The organism is Mucilaginibacter gracilis, from assembly GCF_003633615.1.
Lineage (GTDB): Bacteria > Bacteroidota > Bacteroidia > Sphingobacteriales > Sphingobacteriaceae > Mucilaginibacter > Mucilaginibacter gracilis.
The window spans coordinates 1,060,449-1,081,967 of record NZ_RBKU01000001.1 but is presented as its reverse complement, the minus strand read 5'-3'; the positions used below and the strand labels follow the sequence as shown (position 1 = coordinate 1,081,967).

Below are 21,519 nucleotides of genomic sequence, written 5' to 3'. Positions count from 1 at the left end.
GAAGGATGAATATGTAGATATTTCTGAAATTCAAATATTTAAATACAAATATTTGTCATTAACTTGAGTTAATAAATGTGCTTAAACGGTTAGTTTCGGCATTTATTAAAAACTCTTATAGAGATCCGCCGTCAACAACAATGGAGTCTATTTTTAGTTCCTGTACATATGAGCTGCCCGCTAAACATGCCAGCATTCTTGCAAAGGCCATTTTGGCAAGTTTAAAGCCGCTGGTTTCAACGTAAGTAATTTCGGGATAATACAACTGAGGTATAATGCCTTCGCTTATTGCTATAATCCCGATGTCTGTAGGTATACGTAAGCCCAGTTTCTGAACGGCCTTCATAGCACCTATCAGTATCTCATCGTTCATGCAAAAAATCGCATCTATTTGTTTGTTAAGCAATAGTTGCGTAGTGGTAATTTCGAGTGCTTCAAGAGACGAATGGGTGTTAAAAATCAATAAGTTTGAATCTGCCCCATACTTGATGAAAGCCTGCTTGAAGGACTCGAACCTACGCTGCGTTATTGATAGCTGCGCGTTTCCAAAAAGAGAAAGAATGTTTTTTTTTCGTTTTAAAACCAATGCTTCGGCAGCCATTGTAGCCGCCTTTGAATCGGCCACGCAAACTTTATTGCAAGCTTCAAAAGCCGGAACCTTATCAAAAAATATAACGGGGATATGTTGTTCGTCGAGTTTTAAAAAATTATGAATATCAACCGTTTTAGATGTGATGGATACAAATAAACCAGCCATCCGGTTTTGCTTGCATCGTTTAACGTTCTCAAGTTCAATTAGCGGGTCGTCTCCGGATTGCATAATAATCAGCGAGAATCCGTATTGCCGGGCATCTTCCTCTAGCGAACTAATAAATGCCTGATAAAAATCATTGGCAATGCCTGGCACAATTACCCCAAACTCTTTACTATGGTTAGTGCGCAGGTTAATTGCATAAGTATTTGGTTCATAATCTAATACGGCAGCCAGCTCTTTTACTTTTATTTTGGTATCGGTGGATATATCGGGGTGGTCCTTAAGGGCTCTGGAGACGGTAGATATACTTAGATTAAGCATATCAGCAAGCTTTTTTAGGGTTACTTCAGTAGACATAAAAAGGTCAGTTAATTGGGCCTTAAATGTAACGAATTTTATACAAACAGATGTCGGTAAAAAAAACGGAATGTTTTTTACTTATTCGTGAGCATAAAATGCTTGGTAGTATTACATATTATTTGTTATACCCGTAGTGCATTATCAGACTAAATTTATTTTAATGTGATTCATGTTCCTTTTAAAGATAAATTTGTTGAGGTATTGAATGGTGGTCAGGGCAGTTATTTTACTTAACGTCCTTGTCTTAAACCCCTCAAAAGTTTTGGCATAATTTCTTCTGATCATAAACTGATCGCACAGTTGCGAAAATAGCGTTTCAATCCTTTTCCTTGATTTTTTGAATAGGTATGGATACGGTTTGAATTTCTTTTGATTGTTTCTCATCGGGGTTTCCAATCTAATGTTTACAGATTCAAAAAGATTGACCTGTACCTCTGCGGACAAATAGCCTTTGTCTCCAAGTAGCACGCAATCAGTCATTTGTTGTTGTATATCTTTCAGGTAATGTATGTCATGTACGGAAGCAGGGCTTAGGTCAAAGTTCTCAAAAACACCATCTACTGAACAAACTGCATGCAGTTTGTATCCATAATACCTCGAACTTTGCGCAGCACAAAAACCATGGTTTGGAAAAGCGTATTCCTGTTCTTTGCAGATTTTACTTCTTGCTGCACGGGCATTTTTACATACCTCTAAAGGCATTGAATCGACAATGAAACAGTCCTGGACAGCGTTCAGTTTCTGAACAAGCTTTTTTCTCACCTCATTTATGTGCGGGAACAATTTTCTTTTTCTCTTATTGTAAACACTTCGTTCGATCAAGATATCAAGCGGGGTACCTTTCAGGTTTCTAAATAACTGATATTCAGAATCTATTCCACAATATTCAGCGGTCAAATTTAACGTAATTAACTCTAAATCAGACAGTCTTGGCCTTACTGGTTTGTAATAAAAGTCCTCTTTTATTGACAGTTTCCTAAACTCTTCTAAAATAAAAGTGTAATTTTGAATCAAGTTGTTCATATTTGTAATTGATTGTCAGTCAATACAATATACCATTTATTGGCGAAATGAACAACTTTCTTTATAATGCACTACGGGTTTGTTATCCTAAATTATATATCTCTATAAAAGGGCACTTATTTTTTTATCAACAGCAATCATTTTCGCAAAGCTTTGCGGAAAGCTTTGCGCCGCAACCGGGCCGTTTTTCGATAAAAACATGTGTTAGAACGAATACTTTTATCAAACCAATTATACCGCACCGGTACTTTTTTTTTACAAACAGTAAAACACTTGGCATTTTTTGATGCCTTGATGCAATATGTTACCAGGTATGGCTATTGGGTAGAATTATGACCCTAGCAGCAGAAGATTTAAACATTGAGCAAAGAGCAATAAAGGTGCTAAAGTGGGCCTCCTCAACTCACGGTATTAAAGCATCGTCAAATGGGACCGATAATTACGGCTATATATGGGCCCGTGATTCGGCTATTGCCGGTTTGGCCATTTTAAGTAACGAGTTAACCGATCTTTACCAACCTCTAAAAAGTTCTTTGGTTAGGCTGCAATCAGCCTCAACAAAGCACGGGCAAATACCATCTAATATATTGGTAACACAGCAAGGCGAAATACAAAAAGTAAGCTTTGGTGGCCCTGTTGGCCGGGTTGATGCCAGTTTTTGGTGGATCATCTCGTCGGTTTTATACCTGCAAAAATTAAACGATAATATATTTAAAGAAACCGTTTGCCGCCAGTGTGATGCTTTTTTTGAGCTGGCTAACTGCTGGGAATTTAACGGCAAAGGGTTAATGTATGTGCCCATGAGTAGTAATTGGGCCGATGAATATGTTACCAGCGGTTATGTATTATACGATCAGTTGCTGAGATACTGGGCGCTAACCCTTGCGGGCAACTTTTTTAATCGAGACGATTGGGAGCAAAAGGCACTCGAAATAAAAATACGTATTAAGCAGCATTACCTGCTTGAGGCCGAGTTGACCGATAGCTTATACACCCAGGCACAACAAGCTAAACTTAAAAGTTTTGAAATAGGTGAAAATTTTATTGCTTCTTTTTCGCCAGGCAGTATCATTGATCGTTTCGACGGATGGTCAATGGCATTACTTTTATTATTGGATATACCATCAAAACAAACCAAAGATAAGATAGATAAAGCGCTTAAAACTGTTTTAAATCAAACCAATAATAAGGGCATACCTGCATTTTGGCCACCAATAACCCCGGACGACGAACTTTATAAAGCCCTGCTTTTAAACTACGGGTACAACTTTAAAAACAAACCCGGCCACTTTCATAATGGGGGTATTTGGCCGGTAGTTAACGGTTTTTTAGTGACGGGTTTAACAATGTCGGGTTTTAAAAGCACGGCTAACTTGTTAACCGATGCATTAAACAACGAGATAACAAATTGTATAACAGAAAAGCCGTTTACCGAGTATTTTGATTTTTACACAGGTGAGGCCGGTGGTGTAACCAATTTATGTTTCAGTGCGGCGGGCTATCTGCTTTCGGCATTGGCACAAAAAGATGCTGCCCAACTTAAAAGCTTTCTTTTACCCGGTTATGCCGAAACCGGGAGCATTATTGCCAAAGTAAAGCCTAATGTGCAAAAAGTAGTGGGGCAGATTGCTTTTAGCGATAACAAGGTTGTAGCTATTAGCATAGCCGGCGAATCTGGCTCGGGGAAGACTACTCTGAGCAAAATAGTAAGAGATATACTTTTAGAAAAAGGCTTAAAGGTAATTGTTTTACACCAGGACGACTACTTTAAACTACCTCCCAAGCAAAATCACGAAGCCCGTTTAAAAGATTTTGACCATATAGGTCCCCACGAAGTAAGGCTGGCCTTGCTTGATGAGCATATTAAAAAAATTAAACAGCTCACCTCGGCAACGCTGGCAGTGCCCTATATGGATTGGGTAACTGATACCGAAGAAGTACACCATATTGATATTGAGGGTACAAAGGTAGTATTGGTGGACGGTACTTATACATCGCTGCTAAATGGGGTTGACCATCGTATTTATATTAATACAACCTACCAGCACACCCGCAAAAACCGGATAAACCGCAACCGCGAAACGGTAACATCATTTATAGAAAAAGTACTGGAGAAAGAGAGCAGTCTCATTATAGCGCAGCAAAGTGCAGTTGATATAGTAGTAGACGACAAATTTATGCCGCTAAATAACCCAAACAAATTAAAAACCAATTAGAGCTGGTACCATGCTAATAGAGCCTGTAATAGAAGCCGGAAACAAGATATACGCCGGAATAAAGGCCAGAAAGGCAAAACTTTCTTTTTGGCAGATACTGAATATGAATTTTGGCTTTTTTGGCTTGCAATCTAGTGTTATGTTAATCGTGTAATGACGGATAAAGTCTTTTCAGTTTTATTCGCGCATCTTTATTTTCGAACTGCCAGTTAATTTTGCTGTTCTTATTATTTCTGTTGTGTTGCCATGCCGCTACCTCTTCATTGATCTTCAGCATTGTTGAAATATGCCTGTTTAGGCATTGCCCATTCAATACATGCAATTCTATCTCGGCCATATTGAGCCAGCTTCCATGCTTGGGCGTATAAACAAACTCAAACCTATCCCATAGCCTTTTGGCTTCGGCTGGTTCAAATGTCTCGTAAAATGCAGAGGCCGAATGGGTTTTAAAATTGTCCATTACTAAAGTTATTTTTTTCGCTGTCGGGTACCATTCATCTGCTATTCTTTTTACGAATAAAGCCCAGTCCTTTTTGGTTTTAAACGCCGTAATTTCTACAAAGCGCTTGCCCCTCAAAGGCTCGTTGGCCATAAATATATTGACTACCCCATGCCTTATGTACTCGTAATCTACTCTTGCCTCCTGGCCAGGCTTCATGGCTTGAGAGGGCTGCCCTTCTTCTATCAATTGTTTTGGCGACTCATCCATACATACAACCGGAAATTCCTCATCATAAGGTTTTTTGTATACATCCAATACGCGTTCCATATTGGCTACAAATTCGCTGCTTTTTTCCGGTGGTATTACCCAGCCCTTTACTTTCCAAGGCTTAAGTTCGTTTTTTTAAGCACACTTCTTACTGTTACATGCGAAATACTTTCTACATATTCCAACTCTACCATTTTATCGGCGAGTAGCCTTAATGACCATTTAGCAAACCCCTCAGGCGGCTCGCTGCAACACAAGGCAACCAGCTTCGCTTCTACATCGCCATCTGATTTTGTTTCATAAACACGGCTGGTGGGGCGACGATCTAAAACACCTTCAAAACCCTCTTCAATAAACTTTTTCTTCACCCGGTCTATCGTTCGCATCCCTACTTTCAGGACTTTGCTGATCTGTTCATTTGTTATTTTCTCCGCATATTCCCCTTCATCACAATTCAATAGTATATAGGCTGTCCGGAATGTTTGAGAACTATGGGAGCCCTTGTTGATTATCGAGTATAACTCTCCAACCTCCTCTTTTGTAAGTTTTATCGTATAACGTACCATCTGTAATTTGTTTTACAAATATACGCTTTTATACGTCATATTATATTTAACTTAACAATAGTTTTGGTTTGCAGCAAGCCAACATGAGTCCCATTTACTCGTATTTGGGCGCTCAGGAGAGTAAGCTACCTTATTTGTGGCTGGCCGGGCCTATTACCGGTTTGCTTATACAGCCCATTGTGGGCGCATTTAGCGATAAAACTATCAGTAAATACGGCAGGCGTTCGCCCTATTTTTTGGTAGGAGCCATTATATGCAGTTTAGCACTTTTTGTAATGCCACACAGCAGCTCGGTGTGGATGGCCGCAAGTGTTTTGTGGATATTGGATGCAGCTAATAACATAACCCAGGAGCCCTATCGCGCTTTTGTTAGCGATAAGCTTGACGAGAGCCAGCACCCAATGGGGTTTTTAACTCAAAGTGCCTTTACCGGGCTTGGCCAAACGCTATCATACTTAACGCCAACCTTACTTATATTTTTTGGTGTGAGTAAAATGGCAACCAACCAAAACCACATTCCGGTAACTACTATTATAGCTTTTGTTATAGGCTCGGTAATGTCTATCAGCTCTATTTTATATAGCCTTAGCACCACCAAAGAAATACCGCTAACCGAAGCCGAGAAACAAAAGATACGTAGTGCAGCCAAAGGTTTTAAAGCAACCTTAATAGAAATTACTACGGCAATTACCCAAATGCCAGCCGTAATGAAGCAAATGATACCCATGATGCTTTTTAGCTGGTATGCCATGTTTATTTATTGGATATACATAGCCAAGTGCTTATCGTCATCAGTTTTTGGATCGGTTACGGGGGCTGTGTCCGGCTTTCGCGAGGCCGATCTGCTATCGGGGCAAATAGGAGCTTTTTACAATTTTATTGCTTTTGCATCGGCATTTGGCCTGGCTTGGCTGGCTAAAAAACATGGAGCAAAAATAGTTCATGCGGCATGTTTAACCTGCGCTGGTGCTGGCTTATTTGCTTTGCCATTTATACACAATCCGGTTTTGGTATTTATCCCTATGGTGGGCATGGGGCTATCATGGGCCAGTATGATGGGCAATCCATACATCATTATAGCCGGCAATATCCCTCCGGAAAGAACCGGTATTTACATGGGCATATTTAACATGTTTATTGTAATACCCATGTTAATACAAAATGTAACCATGCCTATGTACTATGCAAGCTGGCTGGGTAACAACCCGCAAAATGCCATAAAACTTGCCGGTGTATTGCTGTTGCTGGCAGCATTATCTGTGCTTTTTATAAAAACAAAACCAATACCTAGTAAAGCCTAATTATAAACTTTTATAAACCAATAACCAACAAAAAACCAATCAATTAACCAAAATCATGAACATGAAACACTTTTCCAAACTATGTTTCCTCCTTTTGTTCAGTTTTGCTACGCTCCAGGTAATGGCGCAATCCAAAACAATAAAAGGAAAAGTTACCGACAAAAAAGACGGTTCTCCTTTGATCGGGGCCTCAATTGTATCTGATGCCGGCGGTAACGGAACCGCGACAGATATTAATGGGCAATTTACCTTAGCAGTACCCAATGCTGCAAAAAGTTTAACCGTTAGCAACATTGGTTTTATCAAATTAACCGTTTTAATTAATGGCAAAACCACCGTTAACATTGCGTTAGAAGCTAACTCAAGCAACTTGAGCGAAGTTGTGGTGGTTGGTTACGGTACCCAGCGTATAAAAGATGCTACAGGTTCGGTAGCTTCTATCGGTACAAAAGATTTTAATAAGGGTATTATTTCTACACCAGAGCAATTGTTGCAGGGCCGCATTGCAGGTGTGCAGGTTACGCCTTCAAGCGGCGAGCCGGGTGGTGGTTCTACTATCAACATCCGTGGTTCATCGTCTATTCGCTCCGGTAACGATCCCTTGTACGTTATTGACGGCGTGCCAATTGATAACGGAGGTACTTCGGCCTCGGGTGCAACAACGGGTTCGTTAGGTTCATCAACAGCCCGCAATCCGCTGGAGTTTATCAACCCAAATGATATCGAAAACATTAGTGTTTTAAAAGATGCTTCGGCCGCTGCAATTTATGGCTCGCGTGGTGCCAACGGTGTAATTATTATCACCACAAAAAAAGGTGCTAAAGGGCAGGGCATCCAATTATCTTCAAACACAACAGTTGCCAACGTAGCCAAGCAGTATGATTTGCTTGATGCCAGTTCGTTTTTAACGGCAGTAAAAGCAACCGGTGCCGATCCGAGTGCTATTAACAAGGGTGCTAATACCAACTGGCAAAATCAAATTTTCCAGACTGGCGTATCACAAAATTATAACCTTGGTTTTGGCGGTGCTAATCAAGGATTTACTTACCGCGCTTCTGCAGGTTATGACGAAGAAAACGGTACCGTAAAAAAATCGGGCTTAAAAAGGTTAACAGGCCGTGTTAACGCTTCACAAAAAGTTTGGGGAGATCGTTTAAGATTTGATCTTACCTTTTTGGCATCTAATGTTAAAAATACTTATGCGCCCATTGCCGATAACTCTGGCTATCAGGGTAGCTTAATTGGTGCAACAATAAGTGCCAACCCTACCTATCCGGTTTATAATGCCGATGGTAGCTATTACTTTGATGGTAGTAACCGTAACCCGGTGGCTATGTTAAACTTAATTGACGATAGGGATAACATTAACCGTTACCTGGCTAATTTAGGTGCAACGTTAAAGCTTACCAAAAACTTATCATACAAGGCTACTTTTGGTAACGATTATTCAATGGGAGTACGGTCAACCTATTACGATCCATCATTAGCTGGTTATACTGATGCTGATAACGTACGCGGCCAATCTATATCGCAAATATCGGGCAACGGACGCGGCCAGGTGCAAAACATTGAAAAAACCTCGCAAATTACCGAGCATACTTTAACTTATGATGTAAAATTACATAATAACAGTGCCTTAACTGTTTTGGCCGGATACTCTTATCAGGTTTCAAAATATAACAACTGGAATGATGTAGGATGGAATACGCTGATACCAAATAATTTAGTTAAAGATATCAGCCAATTTAAAAACCACTTGCCACAATACGGCGATTCTACCAGATCACAGTTACAATCGTACTATGCCAGGGTAAACTATTCGTTTCAGGATAAATACCTTATCACGGCAACTGTACGTAGCGATGGTTCGTCAAAATTTGGTTCCAACAACCGGTACGCTACTTTCCCGGCTTTAGCTGCAAAGTGGAAAATAATGAACGAAAGCTTTGCGCCTAAAAAAGTGTTTGATGATTTGAGTCTGAGGTTAAATTACGGCCAAACCGGTAATCAGGAATTACCTCCATACTCATCATTAGCCATTAAACAGTATAATTTTGATGGTAGTACAAATAGCATTACCAATGCAAACGCTAATTTAAAGTGGGAAACTACTACACAATTTGGCGGCGGTATTGATTTTGCCATTTTGCATAACCGTTTAACCGGTACAATTGATTATTTTGATAAAAGCACCAAAGACCTGTTGTTTTTGCAAGATTATGCTCAACCCGCTGCAAATAGCCACCGTTGGGTAAATTTACCTGGCAACATTGTAAACAAAGGTGTTGAAATAGGCTTAAATTTTGTTGCAGTTGAGAAAAAGATATTTAGTTGGAACATTGCATACAACATGACATTCTTGAGCAACAAGGTTACTAATTTTGGTAACTCAAATGTTAACACCGGCGCAATTAACGGCCAGGGCTTATCTGGTGCTTATGGCCAGGTTATTACCAATAACTATCCCCTTTATACCTATAAAGTTCCGGTATTTGCTGGTTTTGATGCTAATGGTTTTGGCATCTATCCAAACGGAATTGATGTGTCTACTTTGCAGGGTAGTGCTATACCAACATTTACTGCCAGTTTAACCAATAATTTCACTTACAAAAAATTTAACGCAAGCTTTTTTATTAACGGAGCTACTGGTTTCCAGGTTTATAACAATACTGCCAATGCATACTTTTTCGTGGTAACCTGGTTACAGGCCACAACGTAACCCCTGCTGTTGCAGCAAGTAACGAAAACGTGCTTAACTCTGGTCAGTTATCAACCCGTTTCCTTGAAAGTGGTAACTTTATGCGCTTATCAAACGCCAGTATTGGTTATACTTTTGATTTGAAAGAAGATAAAGCATTTAAATCGTTACGCGTTAGCTTGGGTGGCCAAAACCTGATTTTGATAACAAACTATTCTGGCCTTGATCCCGAAATCAATACCAACAAGGCTCTAAACAATGTTCCTTCAAGGGGTATCGACTATGCTTCGTATCCTAAAGCAAGAACATTTACTTTGAGTATAAACGCAGGTTTTTAATTATTAAAAAATTTAGACAATGAAAAATATTAAAATAAATATATCAGTACTCTTTATAGCTGGTTCGGTACTGTTAAGTACCAGTTGTGCCAAGCTTGATGAGAAACTATACGGTTCCAAAGTTGTTGATAATTCAACCGGAGGGGCCGCTTCGGATTTGTTGGGCGTTTATAGCCAATTAAATGGTTTAGCTACACAATCAAACACTTACGCGTTACAGGAGCATTCTACAGACGAGATGATGGGCCCAACCCGCGGCACCGATTGGGGCGATTTTGGAACATGGCGTAAATTACACACCCATACCTGGGATGCATCGTACCAGCAAATAAGTGATACCTGGGACTTTTTAAACACTGGCGTTTACCGTGCCACCCAGGTTATAAAAACTACAACCAGTAACCAAACTAAAGCCGAAGCAAGCTTTTTAAGGGCTTACTTTATGTTTCAGATAGTTGATTTGTTTGGACAAGCACCAATGCGCGATCCGGCATCATCGCCAGACGCTAACCCAACGGTTTTGAGCCGTAGCGCCGCTACCGACTTTATTATTGCAGACTTGGTATTTGCCGACACTAATTTAGGAGCCGCTGCAACAGTTGGCGTGGCCAGCAAGGCTGCTGCCGAAGCTTTGTTAGCTAAAGTTTATTTAAATAAAGCGGTTTACAAAGCAACAAGCGTAGGCGGTCCGTTTACTTTTGATCCGGCCGATATGACAAAGGTTATCACCTACTGTAATACCGTTATAGCATCTAATACTTACCAGCTTACTGCTCCCGGTAAATATTTTGACAACTTTGCCTGGAACAATACCACTGTTAGTAAAGAAATTATTTTTGGTTTATTAAACAGTTCGTCAAACGCACCGGCAAACACTCACTTTATGTGGAGGATGGGTATGCACTACAACCAATCGCCAAGCAGTTGGAACGGTTTTACTACCCTGGCCGATTTTTACAATAGTTTTGATTCGAGAGATGAACGCAGAGGTGGCAGTTATGCAGGCATGACTAACCTTAACGGTTTGAATACCGGTTTCCTAATCGGTCAGCAATACGGTCCCGGTCACGTTGCTTTAACAACACGTGGCGGAGCGCCCCTTGTATTTACACCCAATGTTGATTTAAACTACTCTACCGAAGCACAAGGGATACGCGTAATTAAGTACCTGCCACAGCCCGCAGCCGATGGTAGTGTAAACGATGATAACGCAACCAACACCTTTATTTTGTTGCGTTACTCGGATGTATTGCTAATGAAAGCCGAAGCCATACTGCGTGGTGGAACCGACCCTAATGCGCAAACAGCTTTAAATATTGTTAACACAATAAGGGCGCAACGTAGCCTTGCCGCTTTAACCACTATTGATTTGCCAACTATGCTGGCAGAAAGAGGCCACGAATTGTATTACGAAGGCTGGAGAAGAAACGATCAAATCAGGTTTGGCACATTCAACAATCCGGTTGATCAGCGTCCTGCAAAATCCGATCCAAGCCGTACTGTTTACGCAATACCGCAACGGGCTATTGATACCAATCCTAACCTTACGCAAAACGCTGGTTATTAAATTGTTTTATTGATTGTTTACTTGTTTGATTTTTTTGAACGTAGCGAATTTATTTCGCTACGTTTGATTTTTACACGCATGGCAAAAAAAGTACTTATACCAATTATAATCCTCACGGTAATCAGTTTTTGGAGTTGCAATTCCAGGAGTGGTAAAACATTGTTCACGCTACAAAACAACAGCGATATAGGTGTGGATTTTGTAAACAACGTTACCGAAACCAATAAAACAAACGTATTTGCCTTCCGTAATTTTTATAATGGTGGCGGAGTAGCTATTGGCGATTTGAATAATGATGGCCTTAACGATGTTTTTTTAACATCAAACCAGGGCGGCAACCAGCTCTATATTAATAAAGGCAACTTTAAATTTGAAAACACAACCCAAAAGGCGGGAGTAAAAGGCACTAAATACTGGAGCACCGGAGCAACTTTTGTAGATATTAACGGCGATGGCTGGCTGGATATTTATGTTTGCCATAGCGGCAACGGCCCGGCAGCAACCCGTGGCAACGAACTGTTTATTAACCAGCACGATGGTACATTTAAAGAAGAAGCCAAAAAGTATGGCCTGGAGGATAATGGATTATCTACCCAGGCCATTTTTTTTGACTACGATAATGATGGCGACCTGGACTGCTTTGTTTTAAACAATTCCTTTCGTCCCATAGAAAGCTTTGATTTTAGTAAAAACCTGCGCGATATTTATGATAACCTGGGCGGCGCACGCCTGTACCGTAACGATAACGGGCATTTTACCAATGTAACCAAACAAGCCGGTATATACTCGAGCGATATTGGCTTTGGGCTGGGCGTTTCGGTAGTTGATATTAACCAGGATGGTTACCCAGATATTTATGTATCGAACGACTTTTTTGAACGCGATTACCTGTACATTAACCAAAAGAACGGCACTTTTAAGGAAGACATTCAAAACCGAACCGGCCATTTGAGCCTGGCATCAATGGGATCGGACATTGCTGATATCAACAACGATATGCAGTATGATATTTTTACCACCGAAATGCTGCCCGAAGGAGACAAACGTTTGAAAAAGATGACCTCTTTTGAATCATACGACGTAAATAAATTGAAACAGCGCGACGGCTATTTTAATCAGTACAGTCAAAATTGTTTGCAGTTAAACAATGGAGATAATACGTTTTCGGAAATAGCCTTTTATAGCGGCGTTGGTGCCACCGATTGGAGTTGGGGCGCCCTGATGTTTGATATGAATAACGATGGTTGGAAAGACATTTTTGTTTCAAACGGTATCTACAAAGACCTTACCGACCAGGATTATATTGAGTTTTTAGGTAACCGCGATAACATGGAAAAACTAACCCAGAAAGAAAAGTTTGACTATCGCGATTTTACGAAAAAGATGAAATCTACACCCATTTCAAACTATGGGTTTATCAACAACAAAAATTTCACTTTTAGTAATAAGGCCGAAGAACTGGGTTTATCAAAACCATCGTTTAGCAACGGCGCGGCTTATGCCGATTTAGACAATGATGGCGATAACGACCTGGTGGTAAATAACGTGAATATGCCGCCCTTTTTTTACAAAAACAACACCAACGCATCGCAAAACCATTTTATACAAATTAAATTACAAGGTGACGGCTTAAACAGGTTTGGGGTTGGCACAACCATTAAGGTGTTCAATAAAAACACATCGCAAATTTATTATAACCAGCCAACACGCGGGTTTCAAAGCTGTACATCGCCAAACCTCATCACTATTGGTATGGGTAAAAATCAACTGGCCGATTCGGTGCAGATTATTTGGCCGGGTGGCAAATATCAAACTGTAAAAAAGGTGGCGGCAAATAAGGTTTACACCTTTAAAAACGCGAATGCTGCCGGGCAATACAATTTTGAAAAGAAAGCTCCTAAACCTTTATTTAAAGAAATTGCAAAAAGCCTGTTTGACAGCATTCCACACCATGCCGAGGATGATTTTATTGATTTTGATAACGAAAAGTTGATGATACAAAAGTTATCAAACGAAAACCCTTATATGGCTTCGGGCGACCTGAACGATGACGGCCTTGCCGATTTTTACTTTGGTAGCTCGAAAGGCAACCCGGGAAGTATTTATATGCAGCAAAAAAGCGGTAAGTTTAAATTATACACACCCGATGAATTTAAGAACGAAACCTACCTTGAAAACGGGCCCGCTGTTTTTGGCAATTTTAGAAGCAATGGTCACCAGGATTTAATAGTAACCGTTGCCGGTAATGCCGACGAAGCCGGTACTCCGGTTTATTTTCCGCGTTTTTTCACCAACGATGGCAAAGGGCACCTCACCCGCGACCGAACAAAAACCATACATGCTGCCGTAAATGCATCGGTTATTACCGCCTGCGATTACGACAAAGATGGCAGTCTTGATATTTTTATAGGTGGCCGTAGTGTACCGGGCTTATACGGTTCTTCGCCGAGGTCGTATGTTTTCCATAACGACGGGAAAGGTAATTTTACCGATGTATCTGCAAAGGTTTTAGGTGCCAATACACGCCTGGGAATGATTACCGCAGCCAAATGGGTTGATTTGGATGGCAATGGCTATCCCGACCTGGTTGTAACCGGCAATTGGATGGGCATTAAAATATTTATGAACAACCACGGCAAATTTACCGAAGACAAACAACTGGAAGGGTACAAAGGCTGGTGGGGCAGCTTAGAAGTGGCCGACGTAGACGGCGACGGTAAGCCCGATATTATTGCCGGAAACCTGGGCCTTAACTCTAAATTTCAGGCATCGGCCACCGAGCCAATGAAAATTTATGTGAAGGATTTTGACCATAATGGCACCAAAGAATGCATTACATCAATGTATAAAAGCGACCATGTTGAGTATGCATTTAATATGCGGCCCGACTTGGTGAGCCAGATGCCGCTGTTTAAAAAGCGTTTTTTAAAATATGAGGATTATGCCGGTAAACCATTTGCCGAAATATTTACCCCGGATATATTGGATAGTGCCGAGGTACACGAGATTAACTTTTTGCAGTCGGCCATTTTTATTAATAACGGGAAAAATAAGTATGTGTGCAAACCCATGCCCACGCGCGCTCAACTGGCACCAATTAATACCATATTGTGCGATGATATTGATAACAGCGGCACTAAAACCATAATTATGGCTGGCAATAGCTTTGGCTTTAAGCCAGAAGTTGGCCGCCTTGATGCCAGTTACGGTTTGTGTTACAAATTTACCGGTGGTAACTACCAATACCTTGAGCCAGCAAAAAGCGGAATTAAGCTGGTGGGGCAGGTACGGTCGTCGCTGATTATTAAAAACTCAACGGGTGTTAAATACTACCTGTTTGGTATTAACGATGAGGCACTCAAAGTATTTGGTTTACAGTAAACATTACCATCATGAATAAAAGTTTACGTGTAATAGGGTTATTAGTTTTTATACTCAACCTGGCTTGTAACCGGCAAAAAAATGGCGATGCTATTTTTAAGCTGTTACCGGCTTCGCAAACTAATCTCAATTTTGTAAATAAAAACACGGCCACCAATTCGGTAAATATTTTAGACTACCTGTATTTTTATAATGGTGCCGGTGTAGCCACCGCCGATTTTAATAACGATGGCCTGCCCGACTTGTACTTTATATCAAACCAGGGGCCCAATAAACTTTACCTTAACAAAGGCAATCTCCGTTTTGAGGATATTACCGCCAATGCCGGGGTAGCGGGTACCGGCGATTGGAAAACAGGCGTTACCATTGTTGATATTAATGGCGACGGGCTTAAAGATATTTATGTAACCGTGGTATCTGGCTATAATGGGTTTAAGGGTAAAAATCAATTATACATTAATAACGGCGACCTTACCTTTACCGAAAGTGCTGCAAAATATGGTTTAGATTTTGAAGGTTTTTCTACCCAGGCTTGCTTTACCGATTATGATAAAGACGGAGACCTGGATATGTTTTTGCTTACTTCATCGGTGCATAGTAATGATACTTACGGCGATTCTACCCAGCGCTTTAAATACAGCCACAATGCCGGCGATCATCTGTTTCGCAACGATGGCGGGCATTTTACCGATGTAACTCAAAAATCGGGCATTTACGCTTCGCCGATAGGCTATGGTTTGGGTGTGAGTGTTGGCGACCTTAATAACGACGGCTGGGACGATGTTTATGTAAGCAACGATTTTTTTGAACAGGATTACTACTACATCAATCAGCACGATGGTACGTTTAAGGAACAGTTAAAATCGGCCTTTGGGCACACCAGCCTTTTCTCGATGGGCAATACTGTAAGCGATATTAATAAGGATGGGCAACTGGATGTTTTAACTACCGATATGTTGCCCGAGGACATGAAAGTGCTCAAATCGACAATAAACGATGAACCTTTGGATATTTATAACCAGGAAGTTAACAGCGGATTTTATTACCAGTATTCAAAAAACTGCCTACAAATAAATGTGGCCGACGGAAAAAAATTTATTGATGTATCGCTCTACTCTGGTGTTTCGGCTACTGATTGGACGTGGTCGCCCCTTGCTCAGGATTTTGATATGGACGGCCATAAAGACCTCTTTTTTTCTAACGGCATCAAGCACCGGCTTAACGATATGGACTACCTTAAATACCTTGGCGATCCATCGGTTATAAGCCAGTTCCGTTCGAGTAAACATTTTGATAAGGAAAAAATCAACATGATGCCCAACGGAGCCACTCATAATTTTTTGTACACCGGGCATAACGAATTGAAATTTAAGGATGTTTCGTTTGATAACGATATGCGCGACCCCGGTATATCGGCAGGGGCCATAGCCGTTGACCTGGATAACGATGGCGACCTGGAGATAGTGACTAATAACATGGACGAACCGGCATCGCTATACAAAAACATGACGATGGAAAGCCATTTGCAAAGTAAACCGTCATTTTTAAAATATGGGGTAAAATACAAGGCCGGCAACGTAGATGGAATAGGCGCAAAGCTGTACCTAAAATCAACCAAACAGTTAGACCATCAGGAAATACAAACCAGTAACGCATACGAGAGCGGCCAAAGCAGCGATTTGCTTTTTACCTTTTTACCCAACGATAAGGCAACCCAGCTATTGGTGGTATGGCCCGATAACTCATACCAGCTTATTAATAATTTCAATTACAATAAAAAAACCATCATCACCTATCAACCCAATGCGGTAAGCCAAACAGCGGATATTGCCGCCCTGGTACACGGCTTTTTGGAGGATAGAAAAAAATTTGACAGCAAGCAAATAGCATCCACAACCTTAGCCACCATAAAACCTTTTGATACTCCCGATTTTAACTATTATTACCTTTTGCCTCATTGCTATTTGCCCCATACTCCGGCAATAGCAATAGCCGATATAAATGGCGATGGGTTTGATGATATTTATGTTGGTGGCACAGCGGGAGAAGAAAAGTACCTGCTGCTTGCAAAAAAAGATGGTACATACACAAAAACAGAGGTTGCTGCCTTTAAACAGTTTATTAACACAGGCGACGAGGATGCCCGCTGGATAGATGTAAATAACGATGGCAAACCAGACCTGGTAGTTTTGAGCGCCAACCATCCGTTTTTAGATGCCGATAAACTTGCTCAACCGCGTGTATTTATTAATGAGGGTAATAACCAATTTACTTATCAGGCACTGCCGCAACTGCCGGGCCGGTATTCAAAAATATATACCTACGATTTTAATGGCGATGGATTGCCCGATATTTTGTTAACCGGCAGTGTTTCTTTCCGCAACTATACGGCAGCTACGCCATCTGTGGTTTTGATAAATAAGGGAAAGGGCGTGTTCTCTACAGCCCCAAAAGATGCTTACGCTGAATTAACCAATATTAAATACATAACCGGTGTAACGTTTGGCGATGTTGACGGTGATGACAAGCCCGACCTAGTAGTTACGGCCGAGTGGCAACCCGTGCAGATATTTTTAAACCATAACAATAAACTTATAAAATTTAGCTCGCCTTTGTTGGAGGGGATGAAAGGCTGGTGGCAATGCGCCGCCATTACCGACTTGGACAACGACGGTAAGGCCGACCTTGTACTGGGCAACTGGGGCCTCAATAACAAATACAACGTTACACCACAAACACCTTTGTTTGCTTATAACAATGATGTAGATAACGATGGCAAAAACGACCTGATATTATCTTACTGCTTTAAAGGCAGCTACTACCCTTTTAGGCCCAAAAATGATTTGGACCAGGAAATACCCTATATTAAAAAGGAGTGGCTTAGTTATCAAAAAATGGCCGATAAAACCACGCAGGAGATATTTAAAAACAAACTGACTGAAGATAATAAACTAACGGCCAACACTTTTGCAAGTATGTTTATAAGTGATGTTTTGCACGCCAAAACGGCTAAAAGTTTGCCTTACCAGTTTCAGCAGGCACCAATACGTAGTATTTTGGCCGATAAAAATGGCAAGCTTTTAGTAAACGGCAATTTTTGGGGTGTTGTACCCTACGAAGGTAAATATGATGCGCTGGGCCTTACCCAACTACAATATGATGCTAAAAAAGATGCCTTTGGGCTACCCGATTATTGGGTAAACCCCTTATTTAATTTTGAGGAAATAACCTGGTTGCAAAACATCAAAACCAATAAACCCAATAGCGTATTAATGGTGACTTATGATGGTAAATTGATGTTGGTGAACCGCTGATATCAATAAATTGGGTAATACAATTTGGTAATCCATTTAGAAGTATCGGGCTGCGAAAGGCGGTTTGTTACCAGTGTTTGATATGGAATAGCGGGCGATATTAAGCCATAATCTTTACGGTAATTTTCTAACGCAATGCGGGCCGCATTTACAGTATTGGGTCCGCCCTTCACTTCGGCTTCCAGTATATTGCCCAATACCATCTTGTTCATCAAAAAACCGGCTGATGCTTTAAATTCGGATGAAACAGGCATACCCACCATGGTTTCAAACGTGGTGCCGCTTTGGTGTACATTGAGCATAGGGGCACCTTGCACCTTAATGTTTTTTAGTTTCGCTTGTTGCTGCAACTTACCAACAAGCTCATAAACCTGCGTTGTTGTTGGGTATTTTGCAAAAACCTGGGTGGTAGCTAAAATTACCGAGTCTTTAACTTTGGCGAGTTTTACATCAATGCCATAAACGTTGCGGTCGTCTTCTAAAAAGGTTTTTAGCCCGGTCAAAATGTTTTTTATATCGCGGTTAAGCTGCTTTTCAACAAAATATTGCTGTAGCCGGGCTATTGGGTTTGGGCTTGCAACCTGTACGGTGTTCCAGGTAATTTTAACGCTTTCTTTGTTAGCTGCTATAAAAACAATTTGCGAGGGTACATTGTAATCATTGCGTTTTATATTTAGGGTAGCGCCGCTATTGGTAAACTTTTGTATATCATAAGTGCCGTTGTTAAAATTATAAATGCTATCGGCCACGCGCCTGCCGGGCCACCATTTGGCCCAATGCGTTTTGTTTGTTAAAAATTGAAAGGCGTGTATCTCCGATGTTTTGATAATAACCACCTGTGATTGGGAAAGCGATACCGGTATCAAAAAATAAATAGAAAGTATTAATGCAACCAAAACAACTGCCGCTAATCTCCAAAAAAAACTCATTTAGTTTAAGTATAATAATAGGTTATTGGTATAATATAAACGGCAGGCTTATTGGGTTTAATTACCACTTGCTGCAACAGCCGTTATTAATGCCAAAGCTATTAAGCAAGCAAATATTATTTAAGTATCATGCTTTTTTATTTATACACAACAAACCTTTGCGAAAAGGTTTGCGAGAAGGTTTGTTGTAAACCAGGGCCGTTTACTGCAAAATGGAAGATGCCGCTTATCTATATTAGCGGTACCAATTATAAACTTAAAGTCGGTCTGTTAGCAGTTGTTGAGCTTTTCAATACCCGGCAGATGATATTGATTACAACGCATGAGAAGAAAGTTTACCCAACTTATTGTATTGGCATATGCTATAACAAGCTGTTGCTTTGCCCAATCGGTTAATCCCTGGGTAATAAAGGCCGACCGCATAGACCCGGCAAACTACTATGGCGTTACGGTTGCCAATGGTATGTTGGGTATTATATCGGCCCCCGAGCCTTTTAAAGTGAAAAATGTAGTGCTTGCCGGTACTTATGATTTGTATGGCCGGGGCAGGGTAAGTAACTTTTTAAACAGCTTTAACCTGCTTAACATGTATCTCGAAATAAACGGGGTGCGTATTAGCGCGCAAAATATTTCAAACTTTAAGCAGGAGCTTAACATGCAGCAGGCCTGTTTTACCACTACTTTTGATTACAAAGACGAAGCCTCAATAAGCTACACCTATTATGCCCTAAGGCAATTGCCGTTTACCGCGCTGCAAAATATAAGCATCGCCGCAAAAAAGGATATATCTATAACGGCTGCCAGTGTAATGGAAGCCCCCGATGCATTAAAAGACGTTCAAAATTACTATAACGCCATTGATAGGCCGCATACTACTATACAACTGCTCACATCAAGTGCTAAAAGCCCTACCGGTAAAGTGCAGCTTTGTGCATCAACTACCTTTTTGTTTACCGAAGCCCATACCGAAGAACCTCCCGTTATTCACGAAATGTGGGATAATAATATGCACCTGGCCAAATTTGCCAAAGCCATAAAAGCAGGCAGCACCTATAGTTATGCTGTGGCCGGTACATCCATATCTTCGGCACAGCACCCCGATCCGCTAAATGAGGCCGAGCGTTTAACTATTTTTGCAAAGTTAGAAGGTACCAATCGCTTAATTAAGTTTCATCAAAATGCCTGGGCCGATCTTTGGAAGAGTGATATAACTATCCAGGGCGATGCGCAATCGCAACAGGATGTGCACAGTATGCTATATCACTTATATTCTTTTTCGCGCAGCGGAACCGGGTTGTCGTTATCACCTATGGGGCTTTCGGGCCTGGGTTATAACGGCCATGTGTTTTGGGATGCCGACCTGTGGATGTTTCCGGCACTGTTGGTTTTGCATCCCGAAATAGCTTCGTCGATGATAGACTATCGCTTTAACCGGCTGGCCGAGGCCCGGCGCAATGCTTTTTCGCACGGGTACCGCGGTGCCATGTTTCCGTGGGAAAGCGCCGATGCCGGAGTAGAAGAAACACCGGTTTGGGCTCTTAGTGGTCCGTTTGAACATCACATAACGGCTTGCGTTGCTTTGGCCGCCTGGAATTATTACTGCGTAACGCAAGATAAGCAATGGCTAAAGGATAAAGGCTGGCCCATCCTATCGGCAACGGCCGATTTTTGGGCAAGCAGGGTAGAACGTAATGGCCCCGGGCATTATGATATTAAAAATGTGGTAGGCGCAGATGAATGGGCCGAAAATGTAGACAATGACGCTTTTACAAATGCAGCAGCCCAGGCAAACCTGCAATATGCTATACAGGCCGCCAAAATTTTAGGCCTGATCCCCGATGCCGACTGGCAAGCTGTAGCTACTAACATACCGGTGCTACGGTTTGCCGATGGCGTTACCCGCGAACATGCCACCTATACTGGCGAAGGTATTAAACAGGGCGATGTTAACTTGCTGGCCTACCCACTTAAAACTATTACTGATAACGCGCAGATAAAAAAAGACCTTGCTTACTACGAAAAGCGCGTACCCAACGAAGGCACCCCCGCCATGACGCAAGCTATTTTTGCATTACAGTATGCCCGTTTGGGTGATGCGCCAAAAGCCTGGCATTTTTTTAAAGATGCTTACGAACCTAATTTGCTTGCGCCATTTAGGGTAATTGCCGAAACTAAAGGTGGCACAAACCCCTATTTTGCTACGGGCGCCGGCGGTGTATTGCAAAGTGTATTAATGGGTTTTGCTGGGCTTGATATTACCGCCGCTGGCATTGTGCAAAACAAAGGATTGCTGCCTGCGGGCTGGCAAGCGTTAACCATAACAGGTGTAGGAGTTAACAAACAAACTTATAGCGTAAAATAGT

12 protein-coding genes are annotated in these 21,519 nt (G+C 41.3%); 8 read left to right on the top strand and 4 right to left on the bottom strand.

Features of this window, described 5'->3' with window-relative positions:
• Positions 1–115 precede the first annotated feature (115 nt).
• The gene (locus BDD43_RS04580; protein WP_121196631.1) at positions 116–1,111 is read right to left on the bottom strand and encodes a LacI family DNA-binding transcriptional regulator; all 996 of its coding nucleotides are present in this window, start codon (positions 1,109–1,111) and stop codon (positions 116–118) included.
• A gap of 144 nt (positions 1,112–1,255) precedes the next feature.
• On the bottom strand, positions 1,256–2,137 hold the full coding sequence (locus tag BDD43_RS04575; RefSeq protein ID WP_121196630.1) for an IS982 family transposase: 882 nt from the start codon (positions 2,135–2,137) through the stop codon (positions 1,256–1,258).
• A gap of 332 nt (positions 2,138–2,469) precedes the next feature.
• On the opposite strand from BDD43_RS04575, the gene BDD43_RS04570 reads away from it, so the two are divergent.
• Positions 2,470–4,353 carry a glycoside hydrolase 100 family protein gene (locus BDD43_RS04570; RefSeq protein WP_121196629.1) on the top strand — a complete coding sequence of 628 codons (1,884 nt, stop codon included), beginning with the start codon at positions 2,470–2,472 and terminating at the stop codon, positions 4,351–4,353.
• Positions 4,354–4,495: 142 nt separating this feature from the next.
• Here BDD43_RS04570 and BDD43_RS04565 read toward each other — a convergent pair.
• A protein-coding gene (locus tag BDD43_RS04565; RefSeq protein ID WP_233276784.1) for an IS630 family transposase occupies positions 4,496–5,628 on the bottom strand; the annotation gives its coding sequence in 2 pieces (ribosomal slippage) (positions 4,496–5,199 and positions 5,199–5,628; 1,134 coding nt in all).
• 83 nt (positions 5,629–5,711) lie between these two features.
• Here BDD43_RS04565 and BDD43_RS04560 point away from each other — a divergent pair.
• The 6 genes from BDD43_RS04560 to BDD43_RS04535 all read left to right on the top strand — a co-directional run bounded on the left by BDD43_RS04560 (position 5,712) and on the right by BDD43_RS04535 (position 18,227).
• The gene (locus BDD43_RS04560; RefSeq protein ID WP_121196628.1) at positions 5,712–6,929 is read left to right on the top strand and encodes an MFS transporter; all 1,218 of its coding nucleotides are present in this window, start codon (positions 5,712–5,714) and stop codon (positions 6,927–6,929) included.
• Positions 6,930–6,990: 61 nt separating this feature from the next.
• Complete coding sequence (locus BDD43_RS04555) at positions 6,991–9,648, top strand: SusC/RagA family TonB-linked outer membrane protein (RefSeq protein ID WP_162846982.1); 2,658 nt, start codon at positions 6,991–6,993, stop codon at positions 9,646–9,648.
• A 29-nt stretch (positions 9,649–9,677) separates the two neighbouring features.
• The gene (locus tag BDD43_RS04550) at positions 9,678–9,965 is read left to right on the top strand and encodes a hypothetical protein (protein ID WP_121196626.1); all 288 of its coding nucleotides are present in this window, start codon (positions 9,678–9,680) and stop codon (positions 9,963–9,965) included.
• Between the two features lie 19 nt (positions 9,966–9,984).
• On the top strand, positions 9,985–11,532 hold the full coding sequence (locus tag BDD43_RS04545) for a RagB/SusD family nutrient uptake outer membrane protein (RefSeq protein WP_121196625.1): 1,548 nt from the start codon (positions 9,985–9,987) through the stop codon (positions 11,530–11,532).
• A 78-nt stretch (positions 11,533–11,610) separates the two neighbouring features.
• On the top strand, positions 11,611–14,913 hold the full coding sequence (locus tag BDD43_RS04540) for a VCBS repeat-containing protein (RefSeq protein ID WP_147425573.1): 3,303 nt from the start codon (positions 11,611–11,613) through the stop codon (positions 14,911–14,913).
• Between the two features lie 11 nt (positions 14,914–14,924).
• The gene (locus BDD43_RS04535) at positions 14,925–18,227 is read left to right on the top strand and encodes an FG-GAP repeat domain-containing protein (protein ID WP_121196623.1); all 3,303 of its coding nucleotides are present in this window, start codon (positions 14,925–14,927) and stop codon (positions 18,225–18,227) included.
• Positions 18,228–18,229: 2 nt separating this feature from the next.
• Here the strand turns inward: BDD43_RS04535 and BDD43_RS04530 are convergent, their stop codons facing one another.
• Positions 18,230–19,156: a hypothetical protein gene (locus tag BDD43_RS04530; RefSeq protein WP_121196622.1), complete on the bottom strand. Its 927-nt coding sequence runs from the start codon at positions 19,154–19,156 to the stop codon at positions 18,230–18,232.
• A gap of 322 nt (positions 19,157–19,478) precedes the next feature.
• Between BDD43_RS04530 and BDD43_RS04520 the strand changes: the two genes are divergently transcribed.
• On the top strand, positions 19,479–21,518 hold the full coding sequence (locus BDD43_RS04520) for a glycoside hydrolase family 65 protein (RefSeq protein WP_162846981.1): 2,040 nt from the start codon (positions 19,479–19,481) through the stop codon (positions 21,516–21,518).
• Position 21,519: the final 1 nt, after the last annotated feature.